This window comes from Pseudonocardia sp. GCM10023141 (genome assembly GCF_042653605.1).
Genome location: NZ_JBHSIR010000026.1, coordinates 21883 through 48012 on the forward strand (window position 1 = coordinate 21883; position 26130 = coordinate 48012).

Sequence of the window (26130 nt, forward strand, 5' to 3'; positions counted from 1 at the left end):
TCGACCACCGGCACGAGGAATGGGGTGGCGGCGGCTCAGACCGTCGCCTTCAGGTCCACCACGATGTTGCCGCGGGTGGCCTTCGAGTACGGGCAGACCTGGTGGGCGCCCTCGACCAGCTGGTCGGCGGTCTCCTGGTCCAGGCCCGGCAGGTGGGCGGTGATCACGGCGCTGACGCTGAAGCCGCTGTCGTCGCTGCCGATGCCCACCGCGGCGTCGACGGTGGTGCCCTCGGGAACGGCCACCTTCTTGCCCTTGGCGACCTGGCGCAGCGCGCTGTGGAAGCACGTGGCGTAGGCCGCCGCGAAGAGCTGCTCGGGGTTGGTGGCGCCGCCGGGGCCGCCCAGCGCGGGCGGCATCTTCACGTCCTGGTCGATGATCCCGTCGGACGACCGGACGTGGCCGTTGCGGCCGTCGCCCGCCGACGTCGCCGCTGCCGTGTAGATCGCGTTCGCCATGGGAGTCCCCCTCGATCGATTTATGTTGTGCACAACATATGCTCTTGGACCCCTCGCTGTCACGGCCCGGTAGCAGTGTGGAAACACACGGTGGCGACCATGGAGCCCGTGGCACTGTGGCGCATGCACGTGGAGCTCGAGGACCGGCCGGGCCGACTGGGCGAGTTGGCGATGGCGATCGGCTCCTGCGGCTGCAACATCGTATCGCTGCACGTGGTGGGCGAGCCGGCAGGTGATGGGGCCGTCACCGACGAGCTGCTGGTCAAGGTGCCTCCGACCGCCGACCCCGCCGCGCTCATCGAGGCCGTCCGGCTCGCCGGGATCCCCTGCACGCTCCTGGTGCGCGCCGACGCCACCGAGCTGTCGGACGCCGCCACCACGGCGCTCGCGCTGGCCCGGATGGTCGCTGCCGACCCGGCGAGCGCGCCGCGCGCCGTCGCCACCATGCTGCGCGCGCGCCTCGTCGACCCCGACGCGACCGACCCGCCCGGCCACACGCACACGCTGCGGGTCGGGAGCCAGCGCCTGCGGCTGTTCCGGGCCTGGCCCTTCACCGCCACCGAGCTCTCGCGCGCGGCCGCGCTGATCGAGCTGGCCGCCCAGCTCGAGATGCGCGCGCCCGCCCGGCCCAGCGACAGCGACACCGTGCTCCTGCTGCGCGACGGCTCCCAGGTGCGCCTGCGCGACGTCGAACCGTCCGACGGCCCGCTCGTGGCGGCGCTGCACGCTCGCTGCTCACCGGAGGCGCGCCGGTCGCGGTTCCTCAGCCCCACCCCGCACCTGCCGGAGGAGCAGCTCCGCGCGCTGCTGGGCAGCGATCACGGCCGCACGGTGCTGGCCGTCACGGTCGACGGGGGCAGCGCCGTCGGACTCGCCAACCTCGACCCGGCCGGACCGGCCCGTGCGGGCATCGCCGTGCTGGTGGAGGACGCCTGGCAGGGACGGGGGCTCGGCACGGCGCTGCTGCGCAGGCTCGCCGACATGGCCGCCGAACACGGCGCCGACGAGCTCATCGGCACGGCCCGCGCCGAGGACGTCGGCATCACCCGGCTGCTGCGCCGCGCCGGCCTGCGCCCGTCGGCCGAGCTGCTCGGCGACATGCTGCAGCTGCGGGCCCCGACGAGCACGGCCACGCTCGTCGGCTAGCCGATCCCAGCACGACGAACGGCCCTCTCGTCCGCCCGAGGTGGACGAGAGGGCCGTTCATGGTCTCGGAGTTCTTACGTCTCGATGCGCTCGCCGCTGTCGCCCGCGAACAGGTGCAGCCGCTCGGCGCTGGGCGCCAGGTGCAGCACATCGCCCTTCATCGGGGGCGTGCGGCCGCCGACCCGCGCGATGATGGCCCGGCGCTCGCCGGCGATCTCGGTGCTGCCGTAGACGTAGGCGTCGGCGCCGAGCTCCTCGACGACCTCCACCTCCGTGGCCAGGCCGGCGCCGGAGTCCACGACGATCATGTCCTCGGGGCGGACCCCGACGGTGACCGAGCGGGTGGCCCCGACCTGGTCGACGGCCGAACGCGGCACCCGCACGTCGGCGCCGCCGAAGTGCAGCACGTCGCCGTCGACGTCGACCGGGAGCAGGTTCATGGCGGGCGAGCCGATGAACCCGGCCACGAAGACGTTGGCCGGCTTGTCGTACATGGACCGCGGCGAGTCGACCTGCTGCAGGATGCCGTCCTTGAGCACCGCCACGCGGTCACCCATCGTCATGGCCTCGACCTGGTCGTGGGTGACGTAGACCGTGGTGATGCCCAGGCGGCGCTGCAGCGACGCGATCTGCGTGCGGGTGGACACGCGCAGCTTGGCGTCGAGGTTCGACAGCGGCTCGTCCATGCAGAACACCTGCGGCTGGCGGACGATCGCGCGGCCCATCGCGACGCGCTGGCGCTGGCCACCGGAGAGGGCCTTCGGACGCCGGTCCAGGTAGTCGGTGAGGTCGAGGATCTTCGCGGCCTCCGCGACCCGCTCGCGGATCTTGTCCTTCGACTGGCCGGCGATCTTGAGCGCGAAGCCCATGTTCTCGGCGACCGTCATGTGCGGGTAGAGCGCGTAGTTCTGGAAGACCATCGCGATGTCACGGTCCTTCGGCGGGACCCGCGTGACGTCGCGGCCGCCGATGAAGATCGATCCCTTGTCGATGTCCTCGAGCCCCGCGAGCATGCGGAGCGAGGTGGACTTGCCACATCCGGAGGGGCCGACCAGAACGAGGAACTCCCCGTCGGCGATCTCCAGGTTCAGCGCGTCGACCGCGGGCTTCGTGGAGCCCGGGTAGATCCGACTCGCGTTGTCATAGGTGACACCAGCCATGCGTGAACTCCGTCCATCCCACCGGCAGGAACGTGCCGGACGATCCGAGTGTGAGGGCCGTCGCACTGTGTCATGTTCCACGGGATGAGAACAGCCCTACCACGAGGAGTATCGGCGTCGATACGGAGCGTCATCAGCGAGCCGTAGATCCGGCGTCCCGGACGGAGGCCGTCGTAAGGTCGGTCCGTCCGGATCGCCACGCCCCGAGGACGCCGATGCCGCCGCTCGCCCGCTCCCGCAGAGCCCGGGCCGTCGCGGGCGCGCTGTGGGCGGTCCTGCTGGGGCCCGCCCTGCTGGGCGTCGCCTGCGCCGCACCGAGCCCGGCACCGGCACCGACCCCGGCGTGCGCCGCGTACGTGCGCTACGGCGATCTGCGCGGCACCACCGTGACGGTCCGGGAACCCGCCGGCGCCGATGACCTGCACATCAGCGGCTACGAGGCCTTCGCCTCATGCACGGGAGCGCGGATCCTGCACGAGGGCCACGGCGCGCTCACCGCACCCAACACCCCACCCGACATCGGGTACGTCCCCGACCACGCCACGCTGACCTCGCTCGTGCAGCAGACCGGCACGATCCGGCCGGCCTCGTCACCGGCGGCCGCCGCGATCGCGCAGTCCTTCCCGCCGACCGTCACCGCGGCAGCGGGGGTGAACGGCACGCTGTACGGCGTTCCGCTCGACGCCGACGTGAAGTCGCTGGTCTGGTACTCGCCGAGGCTGTTCACCGAGCGCGGCTACCGGGTGCCGCAGACCTGGGACGAGCTGCTCACGCTCTCCGCCCGGATCGTCGCCGACGGCGGCACACCCTGGTGCGCCGGAGCGTACGACGGCGCCCGCACCGGTGCGGTCCTGTCCGACTTCCTCGAGGACGCAGTCCTGCGCGGGGGCGGCGCCGACGTGTTCGACCAGTGGGTCACCCACCAGATCCCGGCCGACGCCCCGCCGGTGCGGGCCGCGCTGGACCGGGTCGGGACGATCCTGCGCAACCCCACGTTCGTCAACGGCGGCATCGGCAGTGCCGCGAGCATCGCCACCACACCGGTGGCCACCGCCGGACGGCCGATCCTCACGACGTCGTGCTTCCTGCACCGCCAGGCCGCGTCGTACGCGACCACCTGGCCGGCCGGCACCACCGTGGCCCCCGACGGCGACGTCTTCGCGTTCCTGCTGCCGCCGCTGGAGGCGGGCGGTGCGCCCACCGCGCTCGTGAGCGGCGGCTTCGCGGTGGCGTTCGCCGATCGTCGCGAGGTCAACGCCTTCCAGGCCTACCTGGCGAGCCCCGAGTTCGCGGCGGCCCGGACCGACCCGCTGCCGTCCCCCAACACCGGCTCCCGACCCACGTCGGCCACCGGTGCGCTCGCCCGGCTCGCGCTCGACACGCTCCAGGACCCCCGCACCGTGCTGCGCTACGACGGGTCCGACCTCATGCCGCCCGCGGTCGGGTCGGGGAGCCTGCCCGCCGCACTCACGGCCTGGATCGGCGGCACCGGCACAGCGGAGACGTTGGCCGCCGTCGAGGCCTCCCGCCCCCGCAGCTGACCGGGCCGTTCGTCCCGACTCGCGGGTCAATCCGTCCCGACTCGCGGGGCCGTTCGTCCCGACTCGCGGGGCCGGGGGGTGGGCGCGTGGGGTGGGCCCGTGCTCCCCCGGACGACGAGCTGCGTCTCCAGCACGACGTCGACGGGGGCGGGCAGCCGCCCGCCGATCGTGTCCAGCAGCAGCTGAGCGGCGGTGCGGCCCTGCGCCTGCACCGGCTGGGCGATGGTCGTGAGATCCACGACGGACGCCATCTCGTGGTCGTCGACCCCGATCATCGACATCCGGGCAGGTACCGCGACGCTGCTGCGCCGCAGCGTCCGGATGGCACCGATCGCCAACTCGTCGTACTCGGCGATGATCGCCGTCGGAAGGGTCGGCTCCGCCAGCACCGCCGCCATGGTCGACGCTCCGCCCTCGATCCCGGGACCGAGCGCCGCGACCACCTGCTCGTTGCGGGTGAACCCGGCGGCCGACATCGCCTGCCGGTAACCGTCGATGCGGTTGCGGGAGGACACCGAACCGAGATCGTGGTCGTTGTGCGGGCTCGTGACCAGCATGATCCGCTCGTGGCCCTGGTGGAGCAGGTGGTGCACCGCCGCCCGGGCGACGTCGACGTCGTCGATGCGCACCGAGGACGCGCCGCCCACCCGATCGCCGAGCACCACGAGCGGGATGTCCAGGGCCCGCAGGGCGAGCATGTGGTTCTCGCCCAGCGGCATCGCCAGCGTCAGCACGGCGTCCACCCGCCGCGCCAGCGGCATCTGCTCGAAGAACCGTTCGCGGTCGGCGGCGCTGCGCAGGTGGTAGAGCAGCACGTCGTAGGACGCCTCGCGCAGCACGGCGTAGGCGGCCGCCACCACATTGGCGAAGAACCACCGGTTGACGAACGGCACGACGATCCCGACGGTCGACGTGCGCCCCGATGCCAGGCCGGAGGCATGCGGCGAAACCGTGTAACCCAGTTTGCGGGCCGCCTCGAGCACGCGGGAACGCGTGGCGGCGGTGACGTTGTGGTGGCCGCGCAACGATCGCGAGACGGTGGCCGCCGAGACGCCTGCGACCTCGGCGACATCGACGATGCTCGGGTGCCCGGATCGCCGCGCCGCCCGTGGACTGGCCTCATCCACCACCGGTCTCACCTCGATTTCACTCGAACGGACGCTGGCGATGCACACGCTTACATCTATCGATCAGCTGACGGACCGCAGGTAGGAGCCCTGCCAAGGTTACGAATACATAACCAACCGATGACCTCTTCCGGAAGAGTGTAATCAGTGTCACGCTGCGGGCCGCAACGTTTGCATCGCCCGACCGTCGCGGCGGTGCCGGGTCGGGAAGTCGACGAAGGGAGCCGCACATGCGGCGCAGGCCGATAGCGGTCGGAGCCTTGGCAGCTGCCACGACGCTCCTGCTGGCAGCGTGTGGTGGGGGTGGCGGCGGTGCCGCCACCGGGGGCGGCGGCGGCGCTGCGGCCCCCGCGCTGGAGGGCGAGGGCCCGATCACCCTGGTGCAGGGCAAGGACGTCTCCGGGTTCGTGCAGGGCGTGCTCGACGGCTGGAACAGCGGCCACCCCAACGCCAAGGTCACGCTGATCGAGCTCCCCGAGAGCGCCGACTCCCAGCGCACCCAGATGATCCAGAACGCTCAGGCGAAGTCCGACGCGTACGACGTGCTCGTGGTCGACAACGTGTGGACGGCCGAGTTCGCGGCCAACCGCTACGTCGTCGAGCTCCCGCAGGACCAGTTCCCGATCAAGGACTTCCTGCCGCCCGTGATCAGCTCCGCCGAGTACAAGGGCAAGCTCTACGCCGTCCCCAACGCGTCCGACGGCGGGATGCTCTACTACCGCACCGACCTGCTGCAGGCCGCGGGCATCACCAAGCCCCCCGCCACGTGGGCCGAGCTCACCGATGACTGCAAGAAGATCCAGGCGACGCCTGCCGGCACCGGTCTCAACTGCTACGCAGGCCAGTACGAGAAGTACGAGGGCCTGACGGTCAACTTCGCCGAGGCGGTCAACAGCGCCAAGGGCGTGATCACCGACGACAGCGGCAAGCCCAACGTCAACACCCCGGAGGCCAAGGCAGGCCTCGACTTCCTCGCGAACGGCTTCAAGGAGGGGTACATCCCCAAGGAGGCCATCACGTACAAGGAGGAAGAATCGCGCCGGGCGTTCCAGGAAGGCCGGTTGATCTTCGAGCGGCAGTGGCCCTACATGTACGCGCTCGCCTCCAAGACCGATGGCTCTTCCAAGATCGCGGGCAAGTTCGACGTCGCCCCGCTCCCCGGCCTCGCCGGCCCGGGCGTCTCGAGCCTCGGTGGCCACGCGATGGGCATCTCCACGTACTCGAAGAACAAGAAGAGCGCGCTGGACTTCATCAAGTACTACACCAGCAAGGAGAACGCCCAGAAGCAGCTGGAGCTCGCGTCCCAGGCACCCGTCTACACCTCGCTGTACGACGACCCGGCGCTGCTGGCGAAGTTCCCCTACCTCAAGACGCTGAAGGCCTCGATCCTCTCGGCGTCCCCGCGGCCCAAGGTCGTGCGCTACGGCGACGCCACCCTCGCCATCCAGGACGCTGCCTATGCCGCCCTGACCGGACAGATGTCCTCTGAGGACGCGTTGAAGCAGCTGCAGACCAAGCTCGAGGCGCTCAGCGCCGGCTGACGAAGGAGATTCCAGCCGAGGGGGGCGGCGGGCGCTACTCGCCCGCCGCCCCTTTCCTTCGCCGATGGAGGTCGGAATGGCAGTGATCACGGCGCCGCCGAAGGCGCCGAGAACCAAGAAGGAAGAACGCGTCCCTGACATGCGTCGGCAGGGGCGGCTCGCCGCGACACTGCTGACGCCGACGATGGCAGTCCTGCTCATCGTCATCGGCTACCCGATCCTCGCCGCGATCTACCAGTCGCTGTTCACCCAGAGCCAGGGTGTCGACGACTCCGGATTCGTCGTCGAAGGCGACCAGTTCGTCGGGCTGGGCAACTACGGGGCGATCTTCTCCGGCGACGCGGGCGTCCGGTTCTGGAACGCCTTCTACAACACCACGTTCTTCACCGTGATCTGCGTCGTCATCGAGGTCATCCTCGGTGTCGCAATGGCCCTGATCATGAACAAGGCGTTCCGCGCCAAGGGCCTGATCCGGGCGAGCATCCTCGTGCCGTGGGCCATCCCCACGGTCGTGTCGGCGCTGCTGTGGCGCTGGATCTTCGACGCGAACGGCATCGCCAACAACCTCCTCGGCAACCAGATCCTGTGGTCGACCGACGGCTGGCAGGCGAAGCTGGCCGTGATCATCGCCGACACCTGGAAGACGGCCCCGTTCATCGGCCTGCTCGTGCTCGCCGGGCTGCAGGTGATCCCCGGTGACGTCTACGAGGCGGCGAAGCTGGACGGCGCCAACGCGCTGCGCCAGTTCCGCTCCATCACGCTGCCGCTGGTGAAGCCGGCACTGCTGGTGGCCGTGCTGTTCCGCATCCTCGACAACCTGCGGATGTTCGACCTGCCGTTCGTGCTGATCGGCGCCCAGAAGCCCAGCGTCGAGACGGTGTCGATCCTCGCGTTCCTGGAGAACCAGAACGTCCGGTTCGGCCCTGCGGCCGCGTTCGCCGTGATCCTGTTCTTCTACATCGTCGTCGTCGCCTACGCGTTCGTGAAGCTGCTCGGCGCCGACGTCATCGGCGACAACCGGTCCAAGGCCCCCAAGCCGGCCGGGCGGCGCCGGGCCACGGTCGCGAAGGGAGACACCCCGTGAGCAGCGAGACGATCGGCGGCACGGCGGCCGCCAGCGATTCGATCCAGGCACTGCGCGACATCCCGGTGCTGCCGCGCAAGCGGCCGTGGGGCATGTACGCGGGCTACCTCGGCATCGCAGTGATCATCATCTACTGCCTGCTGCCGTTCTACTGGATGGCCGTCACGAGCCTGCGCCGGCCGACCGACACGTTCTCCATCGCGCCGATCCCGGCACCGTTCTCGTTCCAGAACTTCCTGGACGCGTTCGACCCGAAGAACAGCTTCGCGACCGCGCTGATCAACAGCGTGATCGTGGCCGGCGTGGTCACCGCCGTCACGCTCCTCATCGGCACCTTCGCGGCCTACGCGCTGGCCCGGCTGGAGTTCCGCGGCAAGAACATCTCGCTGGCCATCATCATCGCGACGTCGATGTTCCCGGGCATCGCGATGGTCATCCCGCTGTTCAAGCTCTTCACCGACATCGGCTGGATCAACACCTACCAGGCGCTGATCATCCCGGCACTGTCGTTCGGATTGCCGCTGGCGGTGTGGAACCTGACGGCGTTCTTCCGGCAGATGCCCGCCGAGCTCGAGGAAGCGGCCATGATCGACGGCTGCACGCAGGGGCAGGCCTTCCGGCGCGTGATCATCCCGCTGGCGGCGCCGGGCGTGTTCACCACAGCCATCATCGTGTTCGTGGCGGCGTGGAACGAGTACATCATCGCCCTGACCATGACGAACAAGGCCGACTTCCGCACGGCAACGGTGGCGGTCACGTTCTTCACCGGCACCACCGGCCGGGACATCCCCACCGGCACGATCATGGCGGCGGGGATGATCCTCACCATCCCGCTGCTGATCATGGTGCTGGTGTTCCAGCGACGGATCGTTGCCGGCCTGACGGCCGGTGGGGTGAAGTCCTAGTCGGGGGTTCAGTCACGCTGCGGGAGCGGAGTGCTCCGCTCCCGCAGGAACTCCTTCCGGAACCGTCGGCTCACCCGCTGCCCGTGCGCGTCGCGGGCAGCGGCGTCGAAGTCGGCGGCCGGGTTGAGCACCTGCAGGGAACGCCGGCGCTGGTAGATCCACAGGAACAGGTCGGCGTCGGTCTTGTAGCTGTAGGACGCGGGCAGCGACTCGCGCTGCAGCGCTGCCACACCGGGCGCGAACACGGTGTCGTACCAGTCGGCGGCCACCTCGGCGGGTTCCGGCAGCGCCCCCCGGCGCCGGGCGAGGTCGTAGCCATGGGCCTTGATCAGCTCCAGCAGCTCCGGGTAGCCGCCGGTGCGCGAGAACTCGATCACCACATCGGGCCGCGCGGCCGCGAGCCCGCTCTCGGTCAGGAGCCTGCGCTGTTGCTCGGTGTGCACGAGCTGGCGGACGTCGACGTCGGGCGGGATCGTGTAGTTGGTCTCGAGCACCGTGACGTCGGCGTCGATGAAGTCGACGTCGTCCTGGCGCGCGAGCGCGACGCGATGGTGGCCGTCGGACACGAAGAAGGCGCCACCCACCTCGAACGCCTCGATCGGCGGCATCTTGCCTTCCGGGAACGCCTCGCGCAGGCTCGCGAGCCGCTGTTGCGAACGGCGCAGGCGCGGCCGGAAGTCGCGGTCGAAGTCACTGCTGCGGTCCAGCGATCCGACGATGCGTACGACCTCGATGGACCGCAGCCCGTCGTAGGTCTGGCCGACGATCCGCAGCCGGCGGCGGACGTCGTCGAGTGCCAGCAGGTCCATCCGGCCAGCATCCTCGGCCGAGCGGGTGGCGCGCCAGCGGCCGCAGGAGTCGACTATCGCGGTTCGAGCAGCTCGCGGACCCGCTCCGGGGGCCGGGCCACGACCGCGCGGTCCCCAACCATCACGATGGGCCGCTCGATCAGCACCGGGTGCGCGACGAGCGCGTCGAGCAGCGCCTCCCGATCGGCGCCGGCGAGCCCGAGCTCGCGGTACACCGCCTCCCCGGTGCGCATGATCGCGCGCGGATCGGTGGTGCCCAGCATCCGCAGCACGTTCTCCAGCTCGGCGCGGCCGGGCGCGGTGTCGAGGTAGCGCACGACCTGCGGCTGCACCCCGAGCTCACCCAGCTCCGCCAGCGCGCCCCGGCTCTTCGAGCAGCGCGGGTTGTGCCAGATCGTCACATCGCCCGGCGTTGCGTCCTCGGTAGTCACGCGCTCATCGTTGCACCGGGCCGACCGCATCCGGGGCGGGCACCCGGACCGGGACGTCGATCCCGAAGTCGAAGAGGTCGACGGTGACCGTGACCAGGCCCGGCCCGCGCGCGGAGTCGACGACCCGGACCCATACCTGCAGCCTCCGGACCCGGCCCTGCTCGTCGACGTAGAGGTTCACCGGTACGGGATCACCCGCGCGCGTCACGCTCTCGACGACGCTGCCCTGCGCGACCGGCCCCGCCACGGCGGCCAGCCGCCGCGGATCGACCGTGACGGCGAACAGGTGCACCTCGGTGTCGTGCAACCGGTCGGTGCCGACCTCGCGGGTGCCGCCGGACGCGGCCCGCAACAGATCCAACGCTTGCGACGGATCCTGCTCCGCAGCCGAGAACCCGGCCCGCATCCAGCGCTGCCCGCCGGGATCCATCACGAAGACCGCGGAGTGCGTGACGATCGCGTACCCGCCGGCCGGCGTCGAGGTGAACCCGCCGACCTGGGCGCCGAAGTCGTAGCGCCCCGTCACCCGGCTGCTCGTGGTGGGCCCGCCGTCGGCATCGAAGAGGTAGCCGGCCTCGATCCGCGCCGAGCCCGCGGCCCGCGTCAGGTCGGCGGCGTCGCGCACCACGATCGGCCCCGGCTTGCCGGCGATCCAGCTGGTCGCCCGGCCCGGCGCCGGAGGCCCGGAGGACTGACCGGCCGCGATGACCAGCGCGACGGCGAGGACGGACCCCGCGACGCCCGCCGACCGTCGCGGTGCACGCATCACCATCTCCGCCCTCCCCCGGGCACATCCCACACCGGGAGGGCGGACAGACGAACGATCCACGAACGGGTGTGACTCAGCTCACATGACTACCTGGGCAGGTTGAACGGGAGCGGGCCGTCGACGACCTTCGACGCGTCGGGCTCGCGGGTGGAGACGGCCGTGCCGAAGTCGAAGTACTGGATGTCCCAGTGCATGGCACTGCGGCGATCGGCGAGCATCTGCTTGAGCTGTTCGTTCTGGGACTGATCACCCAGGCCCATCGACGCCAGGTCGGCGTTGCGTCCGAGCACCTCGATCGTCACGACGAGCCTGCGGACCCGGCCCTGCTCGTCGACGTAGACGTCGCCCGGGATCGGGGTCACCGACTTCGCGGCGCTCTCGAGCGGGCTGCCCGGCGTGACGACGGTGGTGTTCGCGACCAGCCGCTTCGGGTCGATGGTGATGGCGTAGTGGTGCACGGATGTGCCGCGCAGCTGCTCCGTGCCCAGCTCCCGCACGTCGTCGGAGATGCCGATGAGCAGGTCGAGCTGCTGGGACGGGTCCTGCTGCCCGATGGGCGTGTTCACCAGCTTCGAGTAGTCGGTCCTGGCCCAGCGATCCGCGCCGGGGAACCGCTCGTAGACCACGTTGCGCGCGACGATCGAGTGCATGGTCATCGCCGGGACGGTCCCACCGGCGGTCGTGCCGTCGAACTCCCCGATCTGCGCGGCGAAGTCGTAGACACCGGTCATGTGCCCGTCGAAGCTGTCGTTGAAGCCGGCGCCGGACATGGTGAACGAGAAGTCGCCCTCCATCTTCGACGACCCCGCCGCACGGGTGACGTCGCGCGCGTTCTTGGCCACCGCGGCCGGCGCCTTGCCCGCGATCGCGTCCGCGACCGGACCGGCACCCGGACTGCCACCCCCGCAGCCGGCCAGCAGCAACGCGGCGGCCAGCGTGACACCCGCGAGCGTCCGCGCTCCCCGTGCCGCCTCCGGCAACGTGATCAGCACCATCGTCTCCCACCCTCCATCGACCCCTACCCGTGAGACCCGCGCAGCGGCCGATCGGTTGTGCGATATGACGTAGATCACAGTCAACGAGGTGGCGTGGCCATGGCAGTCTCGGCGCGATCATCGTCGGGGGGCGGGCAGTGCCGGAACTGGATCCATCGCTGACCACTCGGGTCGTCGTCAGGGTGCTCGACCGGGGGAACGAGGCCGTGGGGGCGGGGTTCCTCGTCGGCCCCGACCGGATCGCCACGTGTGCGCACGTGGTCGCCGCCGCACTGGGCACGGATCCCTACGCCGCCGCAGCCCCGACGGGCGAGCTCCGGCTGGACTTCCCGCTGTTCGTGGAGCCCGCCGGACGGCCGGCGACGATCACCGCGGTCGTCGACCGGTGGGAGCCGATCGGCGACGACGGATCCGGGGACATCGCGGTGCTGCGGCTGCACGGCACGGTCCCCGCCGGGGCCCGGATGCCGCCCCTGCGTCGCGTCGAACGGCTGTGGGACCACCCGTTCCGCCTCCTCGGCTTCCCCGCCGGGTTCGCCGACGGCGTCTGGGCCACCGGGCGGATCCGCGGCGAGCAGGGCACCCGCTGGTTCCAGCTGCAGGGCGCCGTCGGCGACCAACCGATCGTCGAGGGCTTCAGCGGGTCACCGGTGTGGGACGACGAGACCGGCGCCGTGGTCGGGATGGCCGTGGCCACCGACGCGAGCGGCGCCACGACCACCGCCTACCTGATCCCCATCGACCAGGTGCTCGGCGTCGACCCGGAACTGCTGCCCTGCCCCTACCGCGGGCTCGAGCCGTTCGACGAGGAGCACGCGCCCTACTTCTTCGGCCGCGACGCCGACATCGCCCACCTCGTCGACGCCGTCGCCCGCCGTCCGCTCGTGGCCGTCGCCGGACCGTCGGGAGCGGGCAAGTCGTCGCTGGTGCGCGCCGGGCTGCTGCCGTTGCTGCGGGCCGCGGGCAACACGGTCACCGAGCTGCGACCGGTTCGCGGCGAACCGGCACTGGCCACCGTCGCGGCGGCAGTGCCCGGCGGCGCCGTCGGCGACGACATCGAGAAGCTGGCCGCCGACGCCGCACGGGCACGCACGGTGCTGGTGCTGGACCAGTTCGAGGAGCTCGCCGCCGCCGAACCCGAGCGCGCCCAGGAGCTCCTGCGAGTGCTCGGCGAACTGGTCAACGCCGCCCCACCCGCCGGTGCCGGAGCGTCGCTGCGCGTGGTACTCACCCTGCGGTCCGCGACGCTCGACGACGTCAACGCCCGCGACCTGGCCGGGCTGCTCGGGGCCGGCACCGTGCTGCTGCCGCCGATGGATCGCAACCAGCTGCGCGACGCCATCGTCGCGCCCGCGGAGCGCGCACCCGGGCTCTCGTTCGAACCGGGTCTCGTCGACCGCATCCTCGACGACGCCGCTGCCGAGCCTGGCCAGCTCCCGCTGGTGGAGTCGCTGCTCACCGAGCTGTGGGAGCGCCGCGACGGCGGCTACCTGACGCTCGCGGCCTACGCTCAGGCGGGCGGCGTCGCCGGGGTGGTGGCCACGCACGCCGAGAACGTCGTGGCCCGCTACACCGACCCGGCCGACGAGCCGCGCCTGCGCAGGCTCTTCACCTCACTCGCCGGCCCCGACCGCGACGGCCGGTTCGTCCGCAGGGCGATGCCGCTGCACGAGCTGCCTGCCGACCTGCTCCCGCTCGTACGGGCGCTCGCTGCCGGGCGACTGATGGTCGTCGAGCGCAGCCCGAACGGCATCGATCACGTCCAGCTGGCCCATCAGGCGCTCATCGCGCACTGGCCACGGCTGCAGGACTGGCTCGCCGAGGACCGCGACTTCCTCTCCTGGCGCGATCAGCTCGACCAGCAACGGAAGCGCTGGGAGGTCGGCGGCCGCGACGACGGCTCGCTGCTGCGGGGCACGGCGCTCGACGCAGCGCAGGAGTGGCTGCCGCAGCGCTCGGCGGACGTCTCGACACCCGGGCTGGAGTACGTGCGGCAGAGCCGGTCGCGCCAGCGCCGGGACGTGCGGCGCTGGCGGATCATCACGGCGGTACTGGCGGTGCTGGGTCTCGCCGCGGCCACGCTCGCGGCCGTCACGATCAGCAGCCGCAACCAGATCAGCGACCAGCTGCGCCGCGCCAACTCCGAGATCGTGGCGCAGGACGCGCTCGCCCGGGCCGGCACCGACCCGGTCACGGCGACGCAGCTGGCGCTCACGGCGTGGAAGCTGAACCCGGCCAACGCCGCGGCCCGCACCGCGCTGGTGAAGCAGTACCTCGCGACGAGGTCGGTGGCAGCGATCTACCCGGCCGTCACGAGCTCGCAGATACTGGCGTTCGCGTCCTCCGCGGACGGATTCCGGATCATGCTCATCGACGGGGCGGGGCTCGTCGTGCTCAGCGGGCTCCCGATGGGCACCGTCGATCGCTGGTCCGTGCCCGATGTGCCTGCCAACTTCATCGTCGGGAGCCTGAGCTCGGACGGCCGCCGGATCCTCATGGTCGACAAGGACGGGGTGACCTGGGCGTGGGACACGGTCACCCGCTCCGGTCCCCGTCGACTCCCGCTCGTCGTCGACAAGGACGCGGAACCCCAGACCGCTGCGTTCAACGATGACCAGACGAAGATCGTCTGGCTGCGCCAGGTCGCTCCGGACGTGCACGCCGTCGAGATCCGCGACGTCGACACGGGTGCGGTGGTACCGCACCGGATCGCCCCCATCACCGGCGCCGGGCTGTCGAACATGGACTTGGCGGGCGCCGACGACAAGCTGGTCGTCCAGCGTTGGAGCTCCGCGAACCCGGACGGCACGTTCGACGTCCTGTCGCTGGCCGACGGTTCGGTGCTGCACACCTTCCCACCGGGCAGCGTTGCCGCTGGTCAGCACAGCGTCGTCACCTGCGAGAACGACGGAACCAACGCCCTCGCGGTGGTACGAGACATCGACAAGGACACGGAGACGCTGCGCTTCCCGCTGATCAGCGCCTGTTCCGGCACGAAGCCGCTCATCGTCTCGAGGGACCACGAGTACCTCGTCGAGCTCGGGCCGATGGGGGACAACAGTGACTACGGCATCGCCCGCGTCACGCGGCTGAGCGACGGCCGACCGTACGAGGTCATCGTCCCGGCCGATGCCCAGGCTCCCCTGAACAAGGCGGGCTGGGGGCCCACCCTGTTCGCGCTGCCCGGCGGCGACGCCGGCATCACCCTCCTGCTGGCGCGTGGCTCGTCGATCCTGCGGATGCGCGGGGAACTGGCGCCCCCAGCGGGCAAGCGGCCGCTCTGGATCACTGATGACCAGCGGTTCTTCCTGGGTGCGATCGGCAGCGGGTACCGGATGTTCGACCCCGGGTTCCGCGAGACGGCGCAGCTACCGGACGCGGCGGGTGGCGGAGCGATCCGGCAGGACCGGGTCACCGATGCCCTCTCGGTGCTGACCCGCGGCCCGGCCGGCTGGTCCACCGCGGAGTACACGGTCCCCGCGCTCGATCGTCGGTACCAGCACGACCTGCCCGAGTCGCAGGCTGCGACCGCGGCCGCTGCTCGGGTCCTCCCGGACCGGATCGCGTCCTTCGCCAACGGCGTCGTCACGGCCTGGGACCGCACCACGGGACGGCCGATCCGCGAACCGCTGCACCTGGCCACGACCCCGACCGCCCAGGAGTGGTACCGCACGCGGGCGATCATCGACTTCCGGCCCGGCCATCCCGACGAGGTGGCGGTGCTCGGTCCGGACAGCACGATCGAGCTCTGGGACACCGCTGCCGGGCGCCGGATCACCACGCTCCCCGCGACGCCGCAACGGCTCCCCGTCACCTTCGCGTTCGACCCGACGGGAGACCGGCTCGCCTCGATCACGGTCGGCGGCAGCATCGACATCTGGGACGTCGACAGCCAGACCGTCGTCGGTCAGCCCTTCCCAGCGCCAGGGACCACGTTGATCGTCGGCTTCACGGCCGACGGCAGCCTCGTGACGAGACGCACGGACGGAACGTCCGGAATGGAGTTCTGGGACGTCGCTTCCGGGCGCAAGAGCGGGGAGGTCGCGATCGCCCAGCAGTACTTCCTCAACGCGGTGAGCCCGGACGGCCGATCGCTGAACCTGGGCGGCGTCGGGCCGCTGCCCTTCAGCATGTCTCTCACCGGGCAGCAGTGGTTCGACCGGCTCTGCTCGTTCTCCGACCGCCCGCTGACCGATGCCGAGCGGGCACTCCTGCCCGCCGGCACCGACGTCGACCGGCCCTGCGCCGAATAACCGTCGAGAACGACGTTATCATGATCAACAGGGCGTTTTGATCATGGCAACGTCGTTCTCGACGGCGGGGATCAGCCCCGGACGGCCTGCTCGATCCGGTCGCCGATCTCCTTGTCGATGCTCTTCCAGTACTCGAAGGCGCGGGCCAGCACCGGCTCGCTCACCCCGGCGGAGAGGTGTCCGGCGACGTTGCCGACGAGCCGGGCGCGCGCCTCGTCGTCGAGCACGTCGCGGACCATCGTGCCCGCCTGGCCGAAGTCGTCGTCCTCGGCGCGGAGCGTGTAGGCGGTGCGCACCATCTCACCGTCGGCGTACCAGAGCCCGGAGTCGTCGGTGAGGGCCGGATCGGCCTTCGGCCCGTCGTAGGAGTTCGGCGCGTAGACCGGGTCCGAGACGTTGTCGACGCGCATCGCGCCGTCCTTGCTGTAGCTGTTGACCGGAACGACCGGCCGGTTCACCGGGATCTGCTTGTAGTTGACACCCAGCCGGGCGCGGTGCGCGTCGGCGTAGGCGAAGCCGCGGCCGAGCAGCATCTTGTCCGGCGAGAGGCCGATCCCGGGCACCAGGTTGTTCGGCTCGAACGCCGCCTGCTCGATCTCGGTGTGGTAGTCGGTGACGTTGCGGGTCAGCGTCAGCTTGCCGACCTTGATCAGCGGGTAGTCGCTGTGCGGCCACACCTTCGTCAGGTCGAACGGGTTGAAGCGGTAGGTCCTGGCGTCCTCGAACGGCATGACCTGCACGTGCAACGTCCAGCTCGGGAACTCGCCCGCCTCGATCGTGTCGTAGAGGTCGCGCTGGTGGTAGTCACCGTCGGAGCCCGCGAGCGTGTCGGCTTCGGCCTGGGGGATGAACTCGATGCCCTGGTCGGTCTTGTAGTGGTACTTGACCCAGAACTTCTCGCCCGCGGCGTTGCTCCACATGTAGGTGTGGCTGGAGTAGCCGTTCATGTGGCGCCAGGACCGCGGGATGCCCCGGTCGCCCATCAGCCAGCTGAGCATGTGTGCGGACTCGGGCTGCAGCGTCCAGAAGTCCCACTGCATGTCGTGGTCGCGCAGGTTGTTGCCGGCCCGGCGCTTCTGCGAGCGGATGAAGTGCTGGAACTTCAGCGGGTCGCGGATGAAGAAGATCGGCACGTTGTTGCCGACCATGTCGTAGTTGCCCTCGGACGTGTAGTGCTTGAGCGCGAACCCGCGCGGGTCGCGCCACGTGTCGGGGCTGCCGCGCTCGCCCGCCACGGTGGAGAACCGGATCAGCGTCTTGACCTTCGCGCCGGGCTGGTAGAGCGCGGCACGGGTGTAGGCGCTGACGTCCTCCGTGGTCTCGAACTCGCCGAACGCGCCGCCGCCCTTGGCGTGGGGCTGCCGCTCCGGGATGCGCTCGCGGTTGAACGTCGCCATCTGCTCGATCAGGTAGTGGTCCTGGAGCAGGATCGGGCCGTTGGCGCCGACGGTGAGCGAGTTCTCGTCGCTCGCGACCGCCGCACCGGCGTCGTTGGTGGTGTGTCGCCGTTCGGTCACGGTGTGTCCTCCATGGCGCTGGGGAATCGATGCTGGGAACTGACGTGGTGAGGGGTGCTGCGTCGGGTATGCCCGGGCACTCAAGCTTTCAGTCTTTCTGGATTGAGTCAAGTTTAGGGCTAACCCGGTCGTGTCCGATCGGGGCCGCGGGTGAAGATGACGACCGTGACGGAACGGGACGCTTCGGGGATCGCGGCGTACCGCGCCGTCTTCGGGCTGCGCGGGGTGGCCACGCTGATCGGCGTCTCGTTCGTCGCACGCATCCCGGCGTCCGCGGCCGCCATCACGCTGACGCTGCACGTGGTCCTCACGCTCGGGCTCGGCTACGGCGCGGCCGGGCTGGTCGGCGCCGCGTCCACCATCGGCATGGCGATCGGCGCTCCGCTGCTCGGCCGGTTCGTCGACCGGCGCGGCCTGCGCACGATGGTGGTGGCCACCACCGCCGCGGAGGCCGTGTTCTGGACGGTCGCGCCGTGGCTGCCCTACCCGGCACTGCTGGTGGGAGCCGTGCTGGGCGGCCTGCTCGGACTGCCCGTCTACTCGGTGGTGCGCCAGTCGCTGGCCGTGATGGTGCCGCTGCACCGGCGCCGTCCGGCCTTCGCCATCGACTCCATGTCCGTGGACCTGTCCTACATCATCGGTCCCGCACTCGGCGCGCTGCTGGCCCTGCAGGTGTCCTCGAGCATCGCGATGTGGCTGGTCGGCGCGGGATGGGTCGCCGCGGGCGTCGCGCTCTGGGCACTCGACCCGCCCACCCGGGCTCCCGTGGACCGGTCCGCACCTCTGCCGGCGCCGTCGCGGGCCCGGGAGTGGTTCACCACGCGCCTGACCGCGGCCCTGCTGGCCACGACCGTGGCCGTCGCACTGGTCTACGGCACCGAGCTGTCGATGATCGCCGGGCTGCAGTCGAGCGGTCAGGCGTCATCCATCGCGCTCGTCAACGCGCTGTGGTGCGTCGCTTCGGTCACCGGCGGATTCCTCTACGGCGCCGCGCGACGCTCGGCCGGGCTCTTCGTGCTCGTCGCCTGCCTCGGGCTCGCGACGCTGCCGATCGGGCTCGCCGGCCCGTGGTGGTCCTACGTCCTGCTGCTGATCCCGGCCGGGTTGCTCACCGCCCCGTCGCTGGCCGCCAGCTCGGAGACGGTCAGCGCGCTGGCGCCGGAGCACGCCCGCGGTGTCGTGACCGGGTTGCACGGCTCGGCGATCACGATCGGTGCCGCGATCGCAACGCCGATCACCGGGTTGCTGATCGACATCGCATCACCGTCCACCGCCGTCGTCGCGGTGGGCTCGGCAGGGGTCGTCGCAGCGGCGGCGGCCGCGCTGCTCGCTCGGCGCGGCAACCGGTCCGCCCGTGCGACGGTCGCCACCTCCTCAGCCGCCTCTCAACGAATCTGAGGCAGACTCGCGGGCGATGACTGCCCCGCCCGGCCGGCTCGACGATGCGGCCGCACCCCAGCCTGTGCCCGGCGCCGGACGGCGACGTCCGGTGCTGCGCTTCCTCGCAGCAGCGGTGTTCACCGGGCTCATCGCGCTCACCGTGCTGCCCGATCGGCTGTTCGGGCTGGATCGGCGCAGCCCGTGGGCGCAGCTCATCGCCTTCCGCTGGCAACTGCTCGCCCTGCTGCTGGTGCTGTGCGTGCTGCTCGGCGTCCTCACGCGCTTCAAGCGGGCCGCCTGGCCGTTCATGGCAGGCGCCGTGGCCATGCTCGTCATCGGCACCGTGCTCGTCGTGCCCCGGTTCGTCGCGGATCCGGTCCCGACCACCGGGATGCCGCTGAAGGTGCTGGCGTTCAACGTCTACGAGGGGCGGGCCGACGTCACCGCGATCGCCGCAGCGGTCCGCGACCAGCAGCCCGACATCGTCTCGCTCGAGGAGGCAGGCGACCGGTTCCGACAGAAGATCACTCCGCTCGCGGAGCCGCTGGGCTACGAGGTGATCACCTCCACCGGTCGCGGGCACCCCGACGTCGGCGGTGTCACCGTCCTCGTGTCGGATCGGCTGGGCGCCGTTGAGCACCGGATCGGCAGCGAGACCTCCGCGTTCCCCTACATCGAGGTCACGGGCGGCACGCTCGGCGCGCTGCGGTTCGTCGCGTTCCACTCGGTGGCGCCCACCGTCGGGGAGGTCGGCGAGTGGAAGCACGACCTCGGCCTGCTGTCGCAGTGGTGCTCCGGGCCGACGCCCGCGGTGATCGCAGGCGACTTCAACGCCACGCTGGACCACTCGCCACTGCGCGCCGGCATCCAAGGCTGCTCCGACGCGGCCGACCAGCGCGGTGACGGCCTGATCCCGACCTGGGGCCCGGTGCAGTGGATGCGCGACATCGGACCACAGATCGACCACATCTTCGAGACGCCCGGCATCGAGGCCGCCACCTTCGACGTGCTGCCGCTGCCCGGAAGCGACCACCGGGCCATCCTGTCGACGGTGCGGATCCCGACGTAGCGCTCCTCTGCGCCCTCGCCGGGCCGGCAGATCAACAGCAGAGGGTCGCGCCCTCCCGCCGAGCACCAGAGGGCCCGGCGCGGGCCGTCGGGTGCGGTTCGATGATCAACGCCCACTGGTTCGGTGTTGACCATGACCCACTGGGCGTTGATCTTCGTGCCGGTGGCCGAGCGCGCACTGGCTCATGATCCAACCGGAACCTGTAGGCGTTGATCACCGGCCCCGCGCGCCAGGCTCTCGTGTTGCAGGAAGGCCACCTTGCCGCAGGATTCTTGCGGGAAGGCCACGCCACCTTCCTGCAACGGGGACAGGGCGGGCCGTGGGGTGCGCGTCCCAGTTGGTCTCCGCTGGCCGGCCGCCTTCGCGCGGCGATGGACGGGTCTCCACAGGATCTTCACCCACCGGGCGCGCCGGCTCGGGCACAGTGGACGGAGATGACCGCGACCGTGCCCCGCACCGACCCACCGCCCGCTTCGCCACCCCGGCGGCCGCGACGGGCGTTGCGCTTCGTGTCCGCGGCGCTGCTGACCGCAGCCGCGGCCGCCGGTGGCGTGCCGGACCTGCTGTTCGGCCTCGACCAGCACTCACCGTTCGCCCAGCTGGTGGCCTACCGCCCGGTGGTGCTGGTCGCGCTCGCCGGGTGGGCGCTCCTGCTGATCGGCATCACCTGCTTCCGGCGCCGGGCCTGGCCCTTCGCCGCGGGCGCGCTCGCCGTGGTGCTCGCCGGCGCCGCGATGATCTTGCCCCGCACGCTGGCCGACCCGGTGCCCACCACCGGCTCGCCGCTCACCGTCCTGTCGTTCAACGTGAAGGAAGGCGGGGCCGACGTCGCCGCGCTCGCCGGACTGATCGGCGCCGAGCACCCGGACCTCGTCTCGCTCCCGGAGGCAGGCGAGCGCTACCGCGCCCGCCTCGCACCACTGGTCGAGCGGCTCGGCTACCGGATCCGGTCCGCGGTGCCGCCGGGCCAGCCCGACGTCTCGGGCGTGACGGTCCTCATGGCAGCCGGGCTGGGCGACCTCACCGTGCGGGAGGGCTACGACACCACCCGCTTTCCCCACCTGGAGGTGACGGGCGGCGCGCTCGGATCGCTGCGGTTCGTGGCGTTCCACGCTGCCGCCCCGGTGCCGTGGCTCATCCCGCAGTGGCGCAGTGACCTCGGGCTGCTGGCCCGGTGGTGCGCCGGGCCGACGCCCGCGATCGTCGCAGGCGACTTCAACGCCACCCTGGATCACTCGGCGCTGCGCGCCGGGATGGCGGGCTGCACCGATGCCGCAGACCAGCGCGGTGCCGGTCTCGAACCCACCTGGGGGCCGAACCCCGCGCTGAGCGCGGTGGGGCCGCAGATCGATCATGTGACCGCCACCGGTGGCATCGCTGCCGCGACGTTCTCGGTGCACGACCTGCCGGGCAGCGATCACCGGGCCATCCTCACCAGGATGCGGCTACCGGCGTAGCGGTCGCCGCCACCTCGCGGGCCCACACGGCGAACGTCCGGGCCGCACGTCCGGTGACCCGCTCCACGGCATCGCTCACCGGGGTCGGCACGCCGTCGGTCGCGCACCAGAAGGACAGGAACGACTCGACGAGCGGCGCGGGCCACATCGCGGCCATGTCCGCGCGGGCCTCCTCGGCGTCGAGCCCGACGATCCGGGCCTCCCTTCCGAGCTCGGCGGCGAGGGTCTCGACCATCTCCCGACGGGTCATCGACGCGGGACCGGTGAGGTCCAGCGCGACGCCGTCGTAGCCGCCACCCGGCCCGGCCAGCAGGATCGCGACGGCGACGGCGGCGATGTCGCGCTCGTCGATCGGGGCGTCGGTCGAGCCGGGGATCGCGAGCCGGACGGTGTCTCCGGCACTGATCGGGCCCAGCCAGGACTTCAGCGCGTTGCCGGCGAACCCGCCGGGGCGCAGGAACGTGGAGCCGAAGGTCGCTGCGGACAACGCCTGCTCCACGAGGAGATGACGCTGCGCGATCGCCCCCTCGCCGTGGACCGCGATCGACGACAGCAGCACCACCTGTTGGACGCCGGCCGCCGTGGCCGCCTCGACGAACCCGCTGATGCCCGCGGGTTCGGCGTAGAGGAACACGCGGTCGACACCCTCGAGCGCGGCCGGGAGCGTCTCGGGGCGGGTGAGGTCGGCGAGCACCACGTCGACTCCCTCGGGAGCCGTGAGCTCACCCGGCTCGCGGCCGCCGACGCGGACCGGCACGCCCGCGTCGACCAGACCGCGCACGACCGCCGCCGCCACCGTGCCGCGACCACCTGTAACCAGAACCATCATGGGAGAACCTCTCATTTATGTAGTGACTACAAGATTAGACTACATCCATGAACGGGCGGTAGGTTGATCCCATGAGCAGCAGCGAGCCGGGCCGTCGGGAGCGCAAGAAGCAGCAGACCCGCAAGGCGATCTCCGACATCGCGACGCACCTGTTCCTCGAGCGCGGGTTCGACGCGGTGACCGTCGCCGACGTCGCCGCGGCAGCCGACGTCGCCGTGCAGACGGTCTTCAACCACTTCCCCGCGAAGGAAGACCTGTTCTTCGACGACGTCGACTGGATCGAGGGGCCCGCCCGGGCCGTGCGGGCCGCAGGAGCCGGAGCGGCCCTGCCCGCGGTACTGGCCGCCCACTACCGGGCCGCGCTCGAGGAGCTGCGCCCGGCCACCTACCTGGCCGGGATCGTCCGGTTCACCCGCACGCTCGAGGCCAGCCCGGCGCTGCGTGCCCGCCGCTCCCGCTACGCGGAGGAGATGGAGCGCCACCTCGCCGAGGCGATCGCGGGCGGCCCGCCCGGCTGGCGCAGCCGGTTGCTCGCGGCACAGTACGGAGCCGTGCAGAAGGTGCTGACCGAAGAGCTCGTCCGCCGGCTCGAAGCGGGAACCGAGGATCCGGACGCGGCGCTGACCGCCGTCGCCGCCGATGCGGACGAGGCCTTCGGCGCGCTGCGCGGATCCACGCCAGACTCATGATCAGCCGGACTCATGATCACTGGTGACCGGTCGTGCAGATCCAGGTGATGATCCGGGCCCCCTTGCCGGGGGTCGCGGAGATCGCCTTGTTCTGCGCGGCCGCCTTCGACGCCGCGTACGCCCAGCCCCACGCCCGGTTCGGGGCCTGCGCCACCGCCGCGCAACCGTTGGCGACCCGGACCACCTCCTGGCAGTCCGACGCGCCGCACTTGCTGACGGCGGCCTTCGACGCGGCGGCGGCGGTGGAGTAGTCGTTGCCGTAACCGGTACGGCCGGTGCGCACCGAGATCGCGATCGCGCCCCAGTGGTTGGCCGTGGTGGTGGCGGCGACCGTGGTGGTGGGGACGATCGTGGTGGCACCGGCCGGGCCGGCACCGAGAACGAGTGCGGAGCCGGCGAGCACCGAAGCGACGGCGGCGCGGGCGACGAGCGAGCGGACGGCGATCATGGCTTCTCCCCTGGGTGGTGACTGCTTCCTCGAAGGGGATGACCACGGGCACCGGCGATCGGTTGGGGCCCGGCCGAAAAATCTCTGTGGGGTGCTACCGCGACGCTGCGACCGTCTCGGCGATCTCGTAGGTGTTGAGCGCGGCACCCTTGCGCAGGTTGTCGCCGCAGACGAACAGCTCGAGCGTGTTGGGGAAGTCCAGGGCCTGGCGGATGCGCCCGACCCAGGTCGGGTCGCCACCGACGGTGTCGGCCGGGGTCGGCCACTCGCCCGCTGCCGGGTCGTCGCGCAACACGATCGACGGCTGCGCGGCGAGCACCTTGCGCGCCGCCTCCACCGACACCTCGTGCGCGAACGTGGCGTGGACGACGAGCGAGTGGGTGGTGACGACCGGCACCCGAACGCAGGTGGCCGACACCTTCAGCTCCGGGATGCCGAGGATCTTGCGGGACTCGTTGCGGACCTTGAGCTCCTCGGAGCTCCAGCCGTCGTCCTTGACCGACCCCGCCCACGGCACGACGTTGAGCGCCAGCGGCGCCGGGAACGGCGACGTGGCCGCGTCCAGCCCCGCGGCGGCCAGCACCTCCGCGATGTCGCCGCCGCGCTCGCCGACACCCTTGCCGGCAACAGCCGCGAGCTCGGCCTGGAGCCGGTCGATCCCGACCTGCCCGGCACCCGACGCTGCCTGGTAGGAGGCCACGACCAGCGCTCGGAGCTCGAACTCGCGGTGCAGCGCACCCATCGCCGCCATCATCGACAGCGTGGTGCAGTTGGGGTTGGCGATGATCCCCTTGGGGCGCACGGCCGCCTGCTCGGCATTGACCTCGGGCACCACGAGCGGCACGTCGGGGTCCATCCGGAAGGCACCGGAGTTGTCGACGGCCACCGCGCCGCGCGCCGCGGCGATCGGTGCCCACTCGGCACTCACCTCGTCGGGTACGTCGAACATCGCGATGTCGACGCCGTCGAAGACCTCGGGCACGAGCGCTCGGACCGTGACGTCCGCGCCGCGCACGCGCAGCACCTTGCCTGCCGAGCGGGCCGAGGCGATCAACCGGATCTCCGACCACGGCACCGACTCCCGGCCGTTGATGATCTCGATCATCGTGGTGCCGACGGCACCGGTGGCCCCGACGATCGCGACGACGGGCCCGCCCGGTGTCAGCGCTTCGGGGCTCGACCCCACCGGGCTCATCGCCCGCTACCGGCGTGGACGACGGCCTGCTCGTCGCCCCCGAGGTCGAACGCCTGGTGCAGCGCCCGCACGGCGTCGTCGAGCTGGTCGACCCGGCAGATCACGGAGATCCGGATCTCGGAGGTGTTCATCGTCTCGATGTTGATGCCGGCCGTGGAGAGCGCCTCGCAGAACGTGGCCGTGACGCCGGGGTGGTTGCGCATGCCGGCTCCGACGAGCGAGACCTTCCCGACCTCCTCGTCGTGCAGCACCGCGGCGAAACCGATCTCGGCCTGCGCCGCGCCGAGCGCGGCCACCGCACGCGGCCCGTCGACACGCGGCAGCGTGAACGTGATGTCGGTGCGCCGGTCGGACGTGCGGGAGATGTTCTGCAGCACCATGTCGATGTTGATGTCGGAGTCGGCGATGGTGCGGAAGATGCGGGCGGCCATGCCGGGGGTGTCCGGCACGTCGGTCACGGTGATCTTGGCCTCGGACCGGTCGTGCGCGACCCCGGTGATGATCGCGTTCTCCACGGGAATCTCCTCGATAGAGCCGGTGACGAGCGAGCCCGGCTTGTCGTTGTACGAGCTGCGCACCCGCAGCGGGACGTTGTAGCGGCGCGCGTACTCCACCGCGCGCAGGTGCAGCACCTTCGCGCCGCACGCCGCCATCTCCAGCATCTCCTCATAGGTGATCTGGTCGACGCGCTGGGCGTCGGGGACGATGCGCGGGTCGGCGGTGAAGATGCCGTCGACGTCGGTGTAGATCTCGCAGACGTCGGCGTGCAGGGCCGCGGCCAGTGCCACCGCCGTGGTGTCGGAGCCGCCGCGCCCGAGCGTGGTGACGTCCTTGGAATCCTGGCTGACTCCCTGGAAGCCGGCGACCAGCACGATCGAGCCCTCGCTGATGGCCTCCTGGAGGCGCTGCGGGTTGACCTGGAGGATGCGCGCGTCCCCGTGCTTGGACGTGGTGATCATCCCGGCCTGCGACCCGGTGAACGAGCGCGCCTGCGCTCCCAGCGAGTGGATGGCCATCGCGACGAGCGCGTTGGAGATCCGCTCGCCCGCGGTGAGGAGCATGTCCATCTCGCGGGGCGGCGGCGCCTGTCCGAACTCGTTGGCGGAGACCTGTTCGGCGAGGTCGAGCAGGTCGTCGGTGGTGTCGCCCATGGCCGACACCACCACGACGACGTCGTGCCCCTCTTTGTGCGTCCGGACGATCCGCTCGGCGACCTTCTTGATGCGATCCGCATCCTGGACCGAGGAACCGCCGTACTTCTGCACGACGAGGGCCACCGCCGACCTCCTGTACTGGCACGGCGCACGGGGCGCGGTGCCGCTCTGGC

22 protein-coding genes are annotated in these 26130 nt (G+C 71.2%); 10 read left to right on the plus strand and 12 right to left on the minus strand.

The features are described 5' to 3' along the window. Window positions 1-35: 35 nt before the first annotated feature. Entirely contained in the window at window positions 36-458 is a 423-nt protein-coding gene (locus ACFPFQ_RS14160; RefSeq protein ID WP_379618725.1) for an organic hydroperoxide resistance protein, read from the minus strand. A 99-nt stretch (window positions 459-557) separates the two neighbouring features. Here ACFPFQ_RS14160 and ACFPFQ_RS14165 point away from each other — a divergent pair, with 99 nt between their 5' ends. Then, a complete protein-coding gene (locus ACFPFQ_RS14165) occupies window positions 558-1604 on the plus strand; it encodes a GNAT family N-acetyltransferase (RefSeq protein WP_379618727.1) in 1047 nt (348 codons plus the stop codon). A gap of 74 nt (window positions 1605-1678) precedes the next feature. Here ACFPFQ_RS14165 and ACFPFQ_RS14170 read toward each other — a convergent pair whose 3' ends face one another. Continuing rightward, window positions 1679-2764: an ABC transporter ATP-binding protein gene (locus ACFPFQ_RS14170; protein ID WP_379618729.1), complete on the minus strand. Its 1086-nt coding sequence runs from the start codon at window positions 2762-2764 to the stop codon at window positions 1679-1681. A gap of 215 nt (window positions 2765-2979) precedes the next feature. Between ACFPFQ_RS14170 and ACFPFQ_RS14175 the strand changes: the two genes are divergently transcribed. Further along, on the plus strand, window positions 2980-4305 hold the full coding sequence (locus ACFPFQ_RS14175; protein ID WP_379618731.1) for an ABC transporter substrate-binding protein: 1326 nt from the start codon (window positions 2980-2982) through the stop codon (window positions 4303-4305). Between the two features lie 26 nt (window positions 4306-4331). Here ACFPFQ_RS14175 and ACFPFQ_RS14180 read toward each other — a convergent pair whose 3' ends face one another. After that, window positions 4332-5435: a LacI family DNA-binding transcriptional regulator gene (locus ACFPFQ_RS14180; RefSeq protein WP_379618733.1), complete on the minus strand. Its 1104-nt coding sequence runs from the start codon at window positions 5433-5435 to the stop codon at window positions 4332-4334. A gap of 257 nt (window positions 5436-5692) precedes the next feature. Between ACFPFQ_RS14180 and ACFPFQ_RS14185 the strand changes: the two genes are divergently transcribed. The 3 genes from ACFPFQ_RS14185 to ACFPFQ_RS14195 all read left to right on the plus strand — a co-directional run bounded on the left by ACFPFQ_RS14185 (window position 5693) and on the right by ACFPFQ_RS14195 (window position 8962). Further along, the gene (locus ACFPFQ_RS14185) at window positions 5693-6973 is read left to right on the plus strand and encodes an ABC transporter substrate-binding protein (protein ID WP_379618735.1); all 1281 of its coding nucleotides are present in this window, start codon (window positions 5693-5695) and stop codon (window positions 6971-6973) included. A 76-nt stretch (window positions 6974-7049) separates the two neighbouring features. After that, complete coding sequence (locus ACFPFQ_RS14190; protein WP_379618737.1) at window positions 7050-8057, plus strand: carbohydrate ABC transporter permease; 1008 nt, start codon at window positions 7050-7052, stop codon at window positions 8055-8057. Beyond that, the gene (locus tag ACFPFQ_RS14195) at window positions 8054-8962 is read left to right on the plus strand and encodes a carbohydrate ABC transporter permease (protein WP_379618739.1); all 909 of its coding nucleotides are present in this window, start codon (window positions 8054-8056) and stop codon (window positions 8960-8962) included. The genes ACFPFQ_RS14190 and ACFPFQ_RS14195 overlap by 4 nt, the downstream gene beginning before the upstream one ends. Window positions 8963-8970: 8 nt before the next feature. Here the strand turns inward: ACFPFQ_RS14195 and ACFPFQ_RS14200 are convergent, their stop codons facing one another. The 4 genes from ACFPFQ_RS14200 to ACFPFQ_RS14215 all read right to left on the minus strand — a co-directional run bounded on the left by ACFPFQ_RS14200 (window position 8971) and on the right by ACFPFQ_RS14215 (window position 11966). Continuing rightward, on the minus strand, window positions 8971-9771 hold the full coding sequence (locus tag ACFPFQ_RS14200) for a hypothetical protein (protein ID WP_379618741.1): 801 nt from the start codon (window positions 9769-9771) through the stop codon (window positions 8971-8973). A gap of 53 nt (window positions 9772-9824) precedes the next feature. Next, the gene (arsC, locus tag ACFPFQ_RS14205) at window positions 9825-10202 is read right to left on the minus strand and encodes an arsenate reductase (glutaredoxin) (RefSeq protein WP_379618743.1); all 378 of its coding nucleotides are present in this window, start codon (window positions 10200-10202) and stop codon (window positions 9825-9827) included. Window positions 10203-10206: 4 nt separating this feature from the next. Then, window positions 10207-10968, minus strand: a complete 762-nt coding sequence (locus ACFPFQ_RS14210; protein ID WP_379618745.1) for a hypothetical protein — start codon at window positions 10966-10968, stop codon at window positions 10207-10209. Between the two features lie 89 nt (window positions 10969-11057). After that, window positions 11058-11966, minus strand: coding sequence for a DUF7537 family lipoprotein (locus ACFPFQ_RS14215; RefSeq protein ID WP_379618747.1), 909 nt, complete (start codon window positions 11964-11966; stop codon window positions 11058-11060). Window positions 11967-12148: 182 nt separating this feature from the next. Between ACFPFQ_RS14215 and ACFPFQ_RS14220 the strand changes: the two genes are divergently transcribed. Continuing rightward, window positions 12149-16219 (plus strand): trypsin-like peptidase domain-containing protein, encoded by a 4071-nt coding sequence (locus ACFPFQ_RS14220; RefSeq protein WP_379618749.1) that lies wholly within the window; start codon window positions 12149-12151, stop codon window positions 16217-16219. A 71-nt stretch (window positions 16220-16290) separates the two neighbouring features. Here ACFPFQ_RS14220 and ACFPFQ_RS14225 read toward each other — a convergent pair whose 3' ends face one another. Then, window positions 16291-17736: a catalase gene (locus ACFPFQ_RS14225; protein ID WP_379618751.1), complete on the minus strand. Its 1446-nt coding sequence runs from the start codon at window positions 17734-17736 to the stop codon at window positions 16291-16293. Between the two features lie 165 nt (window positions 17737-17901). Here ACFPFQ_RS14225 and ACFPFQ_RS14230 point away from each other — a divergent pair, with 165 nt between their 5' ends. The 3 genes from ACFPFQ_RS14230 to ACFPFQ_RS14240 all read left to right on the plus strand — a co-directional run bounded on the left by ACFPFQ_RS14230 (window position 17902) and on the right by ACFPFQ_RS14240 (window position 21642). After that, window positions 17902-19134 (plus strand): MFS transporter, encoded by a 1233-nt coding sequence (locus tag ACFPFQ_RS14230; protein WP_379618753.1) that lies wholly within the window; start codon window positions 17902-17904, stop codon window positions 19132-19134. A gap of 16 nt (window positions 19135-19150) precedes the next feature. Then, a complete protein-coding gene (locus ACFPFQ_RS14235; RefSeq protein WP_379618755.1) occupies window positions 19151-20185 on the plus strand; it encodes an endonuclease/exonuclease/phosphatase family protein in 1035 nt (344 codons plus the stop codon). A gap of 434 nt (window positions 20186-20619) precedes the next feature. Next, the gene (locus ACFPFQ_RS14240; protein WP_379618757.1) at window positions 20620-21642 is read left to right on the plus strand and encodes an endonuclease/exonuclease/phosphatase family protein; all 1023 of its coding nucleotides are present in this window, start codon (window positions 20620-20622) and stop codon (window positions 21640-21642) included. Here ACFPFQ_RS14240 and ACFPFQ_RS14245 read toward each other — a convergent pair. Beyond that, a complete protein-coding gene (locus ACFPFQ_RS14245; RefSeq protein ID WP_379618759.1) occupies window positions 21617-22471 on the minus strand; it encodes an SDR family oxidoreductase in 855 nt (284 codons plus the stop codon). The genes ACFPFQ_RS14240 and ACFPFQ_RS14245 overlap by 26 nt on opposite strands. Window positions 22472-22542: 71 nt before the next feature. Between ACFPFQ_RS14245 and ACFPFQ_RS14250 the strand changes: the two genes are divergently transcribed. After that, window positions 22543-23160 (plus strand): TetR family transcriptional regulator, encoded by a 618-nt coding sequence (locus ACFPFQ_RS14250; protein WP_379618761.1) that lies wholly within the window; start codon window positions 22543-22545, stop codon window positions 23158-23160. A 16-nt stretch (window positions 23161-23176) separates the two neighbouring features. Here ACFPFQ_RS14250 and ACFPFQ_RS14255 read toward each other — a convergent pair whose 3' ends face one another. The 3 genes from ACFPFQ_RS14255 to ACFPFQ_RS14265 all read right to left on the minus strand — a co-directional run bounded on the left by ACFPFQ_RS14255 (window position 23177) and on the right by ACFPFQ_RS14265 (window position 26080). Further along, entirely contained in the window at window positions 23177-23608 is a 432-nt protein-coding gene (locus tag ACFPFQ_RS14255; RefSeq protein WP_379618762.1) for a DUF4189 domain-containing protein, read from the minus strand. A gap of 94 nt (window positions 23609-23702) precedes the next feature. Next, a complete protein-coding gene (locus ACFPFQ_RS14260) occupies window positions 23703-24803 on the minus strand; it encodes an aspartate-semialdehyde dehydrogenase (RefSeq protein ID WP_379618764.1) in 1101 nt (366 codons plus the stop codon). Beyond that, complete coding sequence (locus tag ACFPFQ_RS14265) at window positions 24800-26080, minus strand: aspartate kinase (protein ID WP_379618766.1); 1281 nt, start codon at window positions 26078-26080, stop codon at window positions 24800-24802. The genes ACFPFQ_RS14260 and ACFPFQ_RS14265 overlap by 4 nt, the downstream gene beginning before the upstream one ends. Between the last annotated feature and the right edge of the window lie 50 nt (window positions 26081-26130).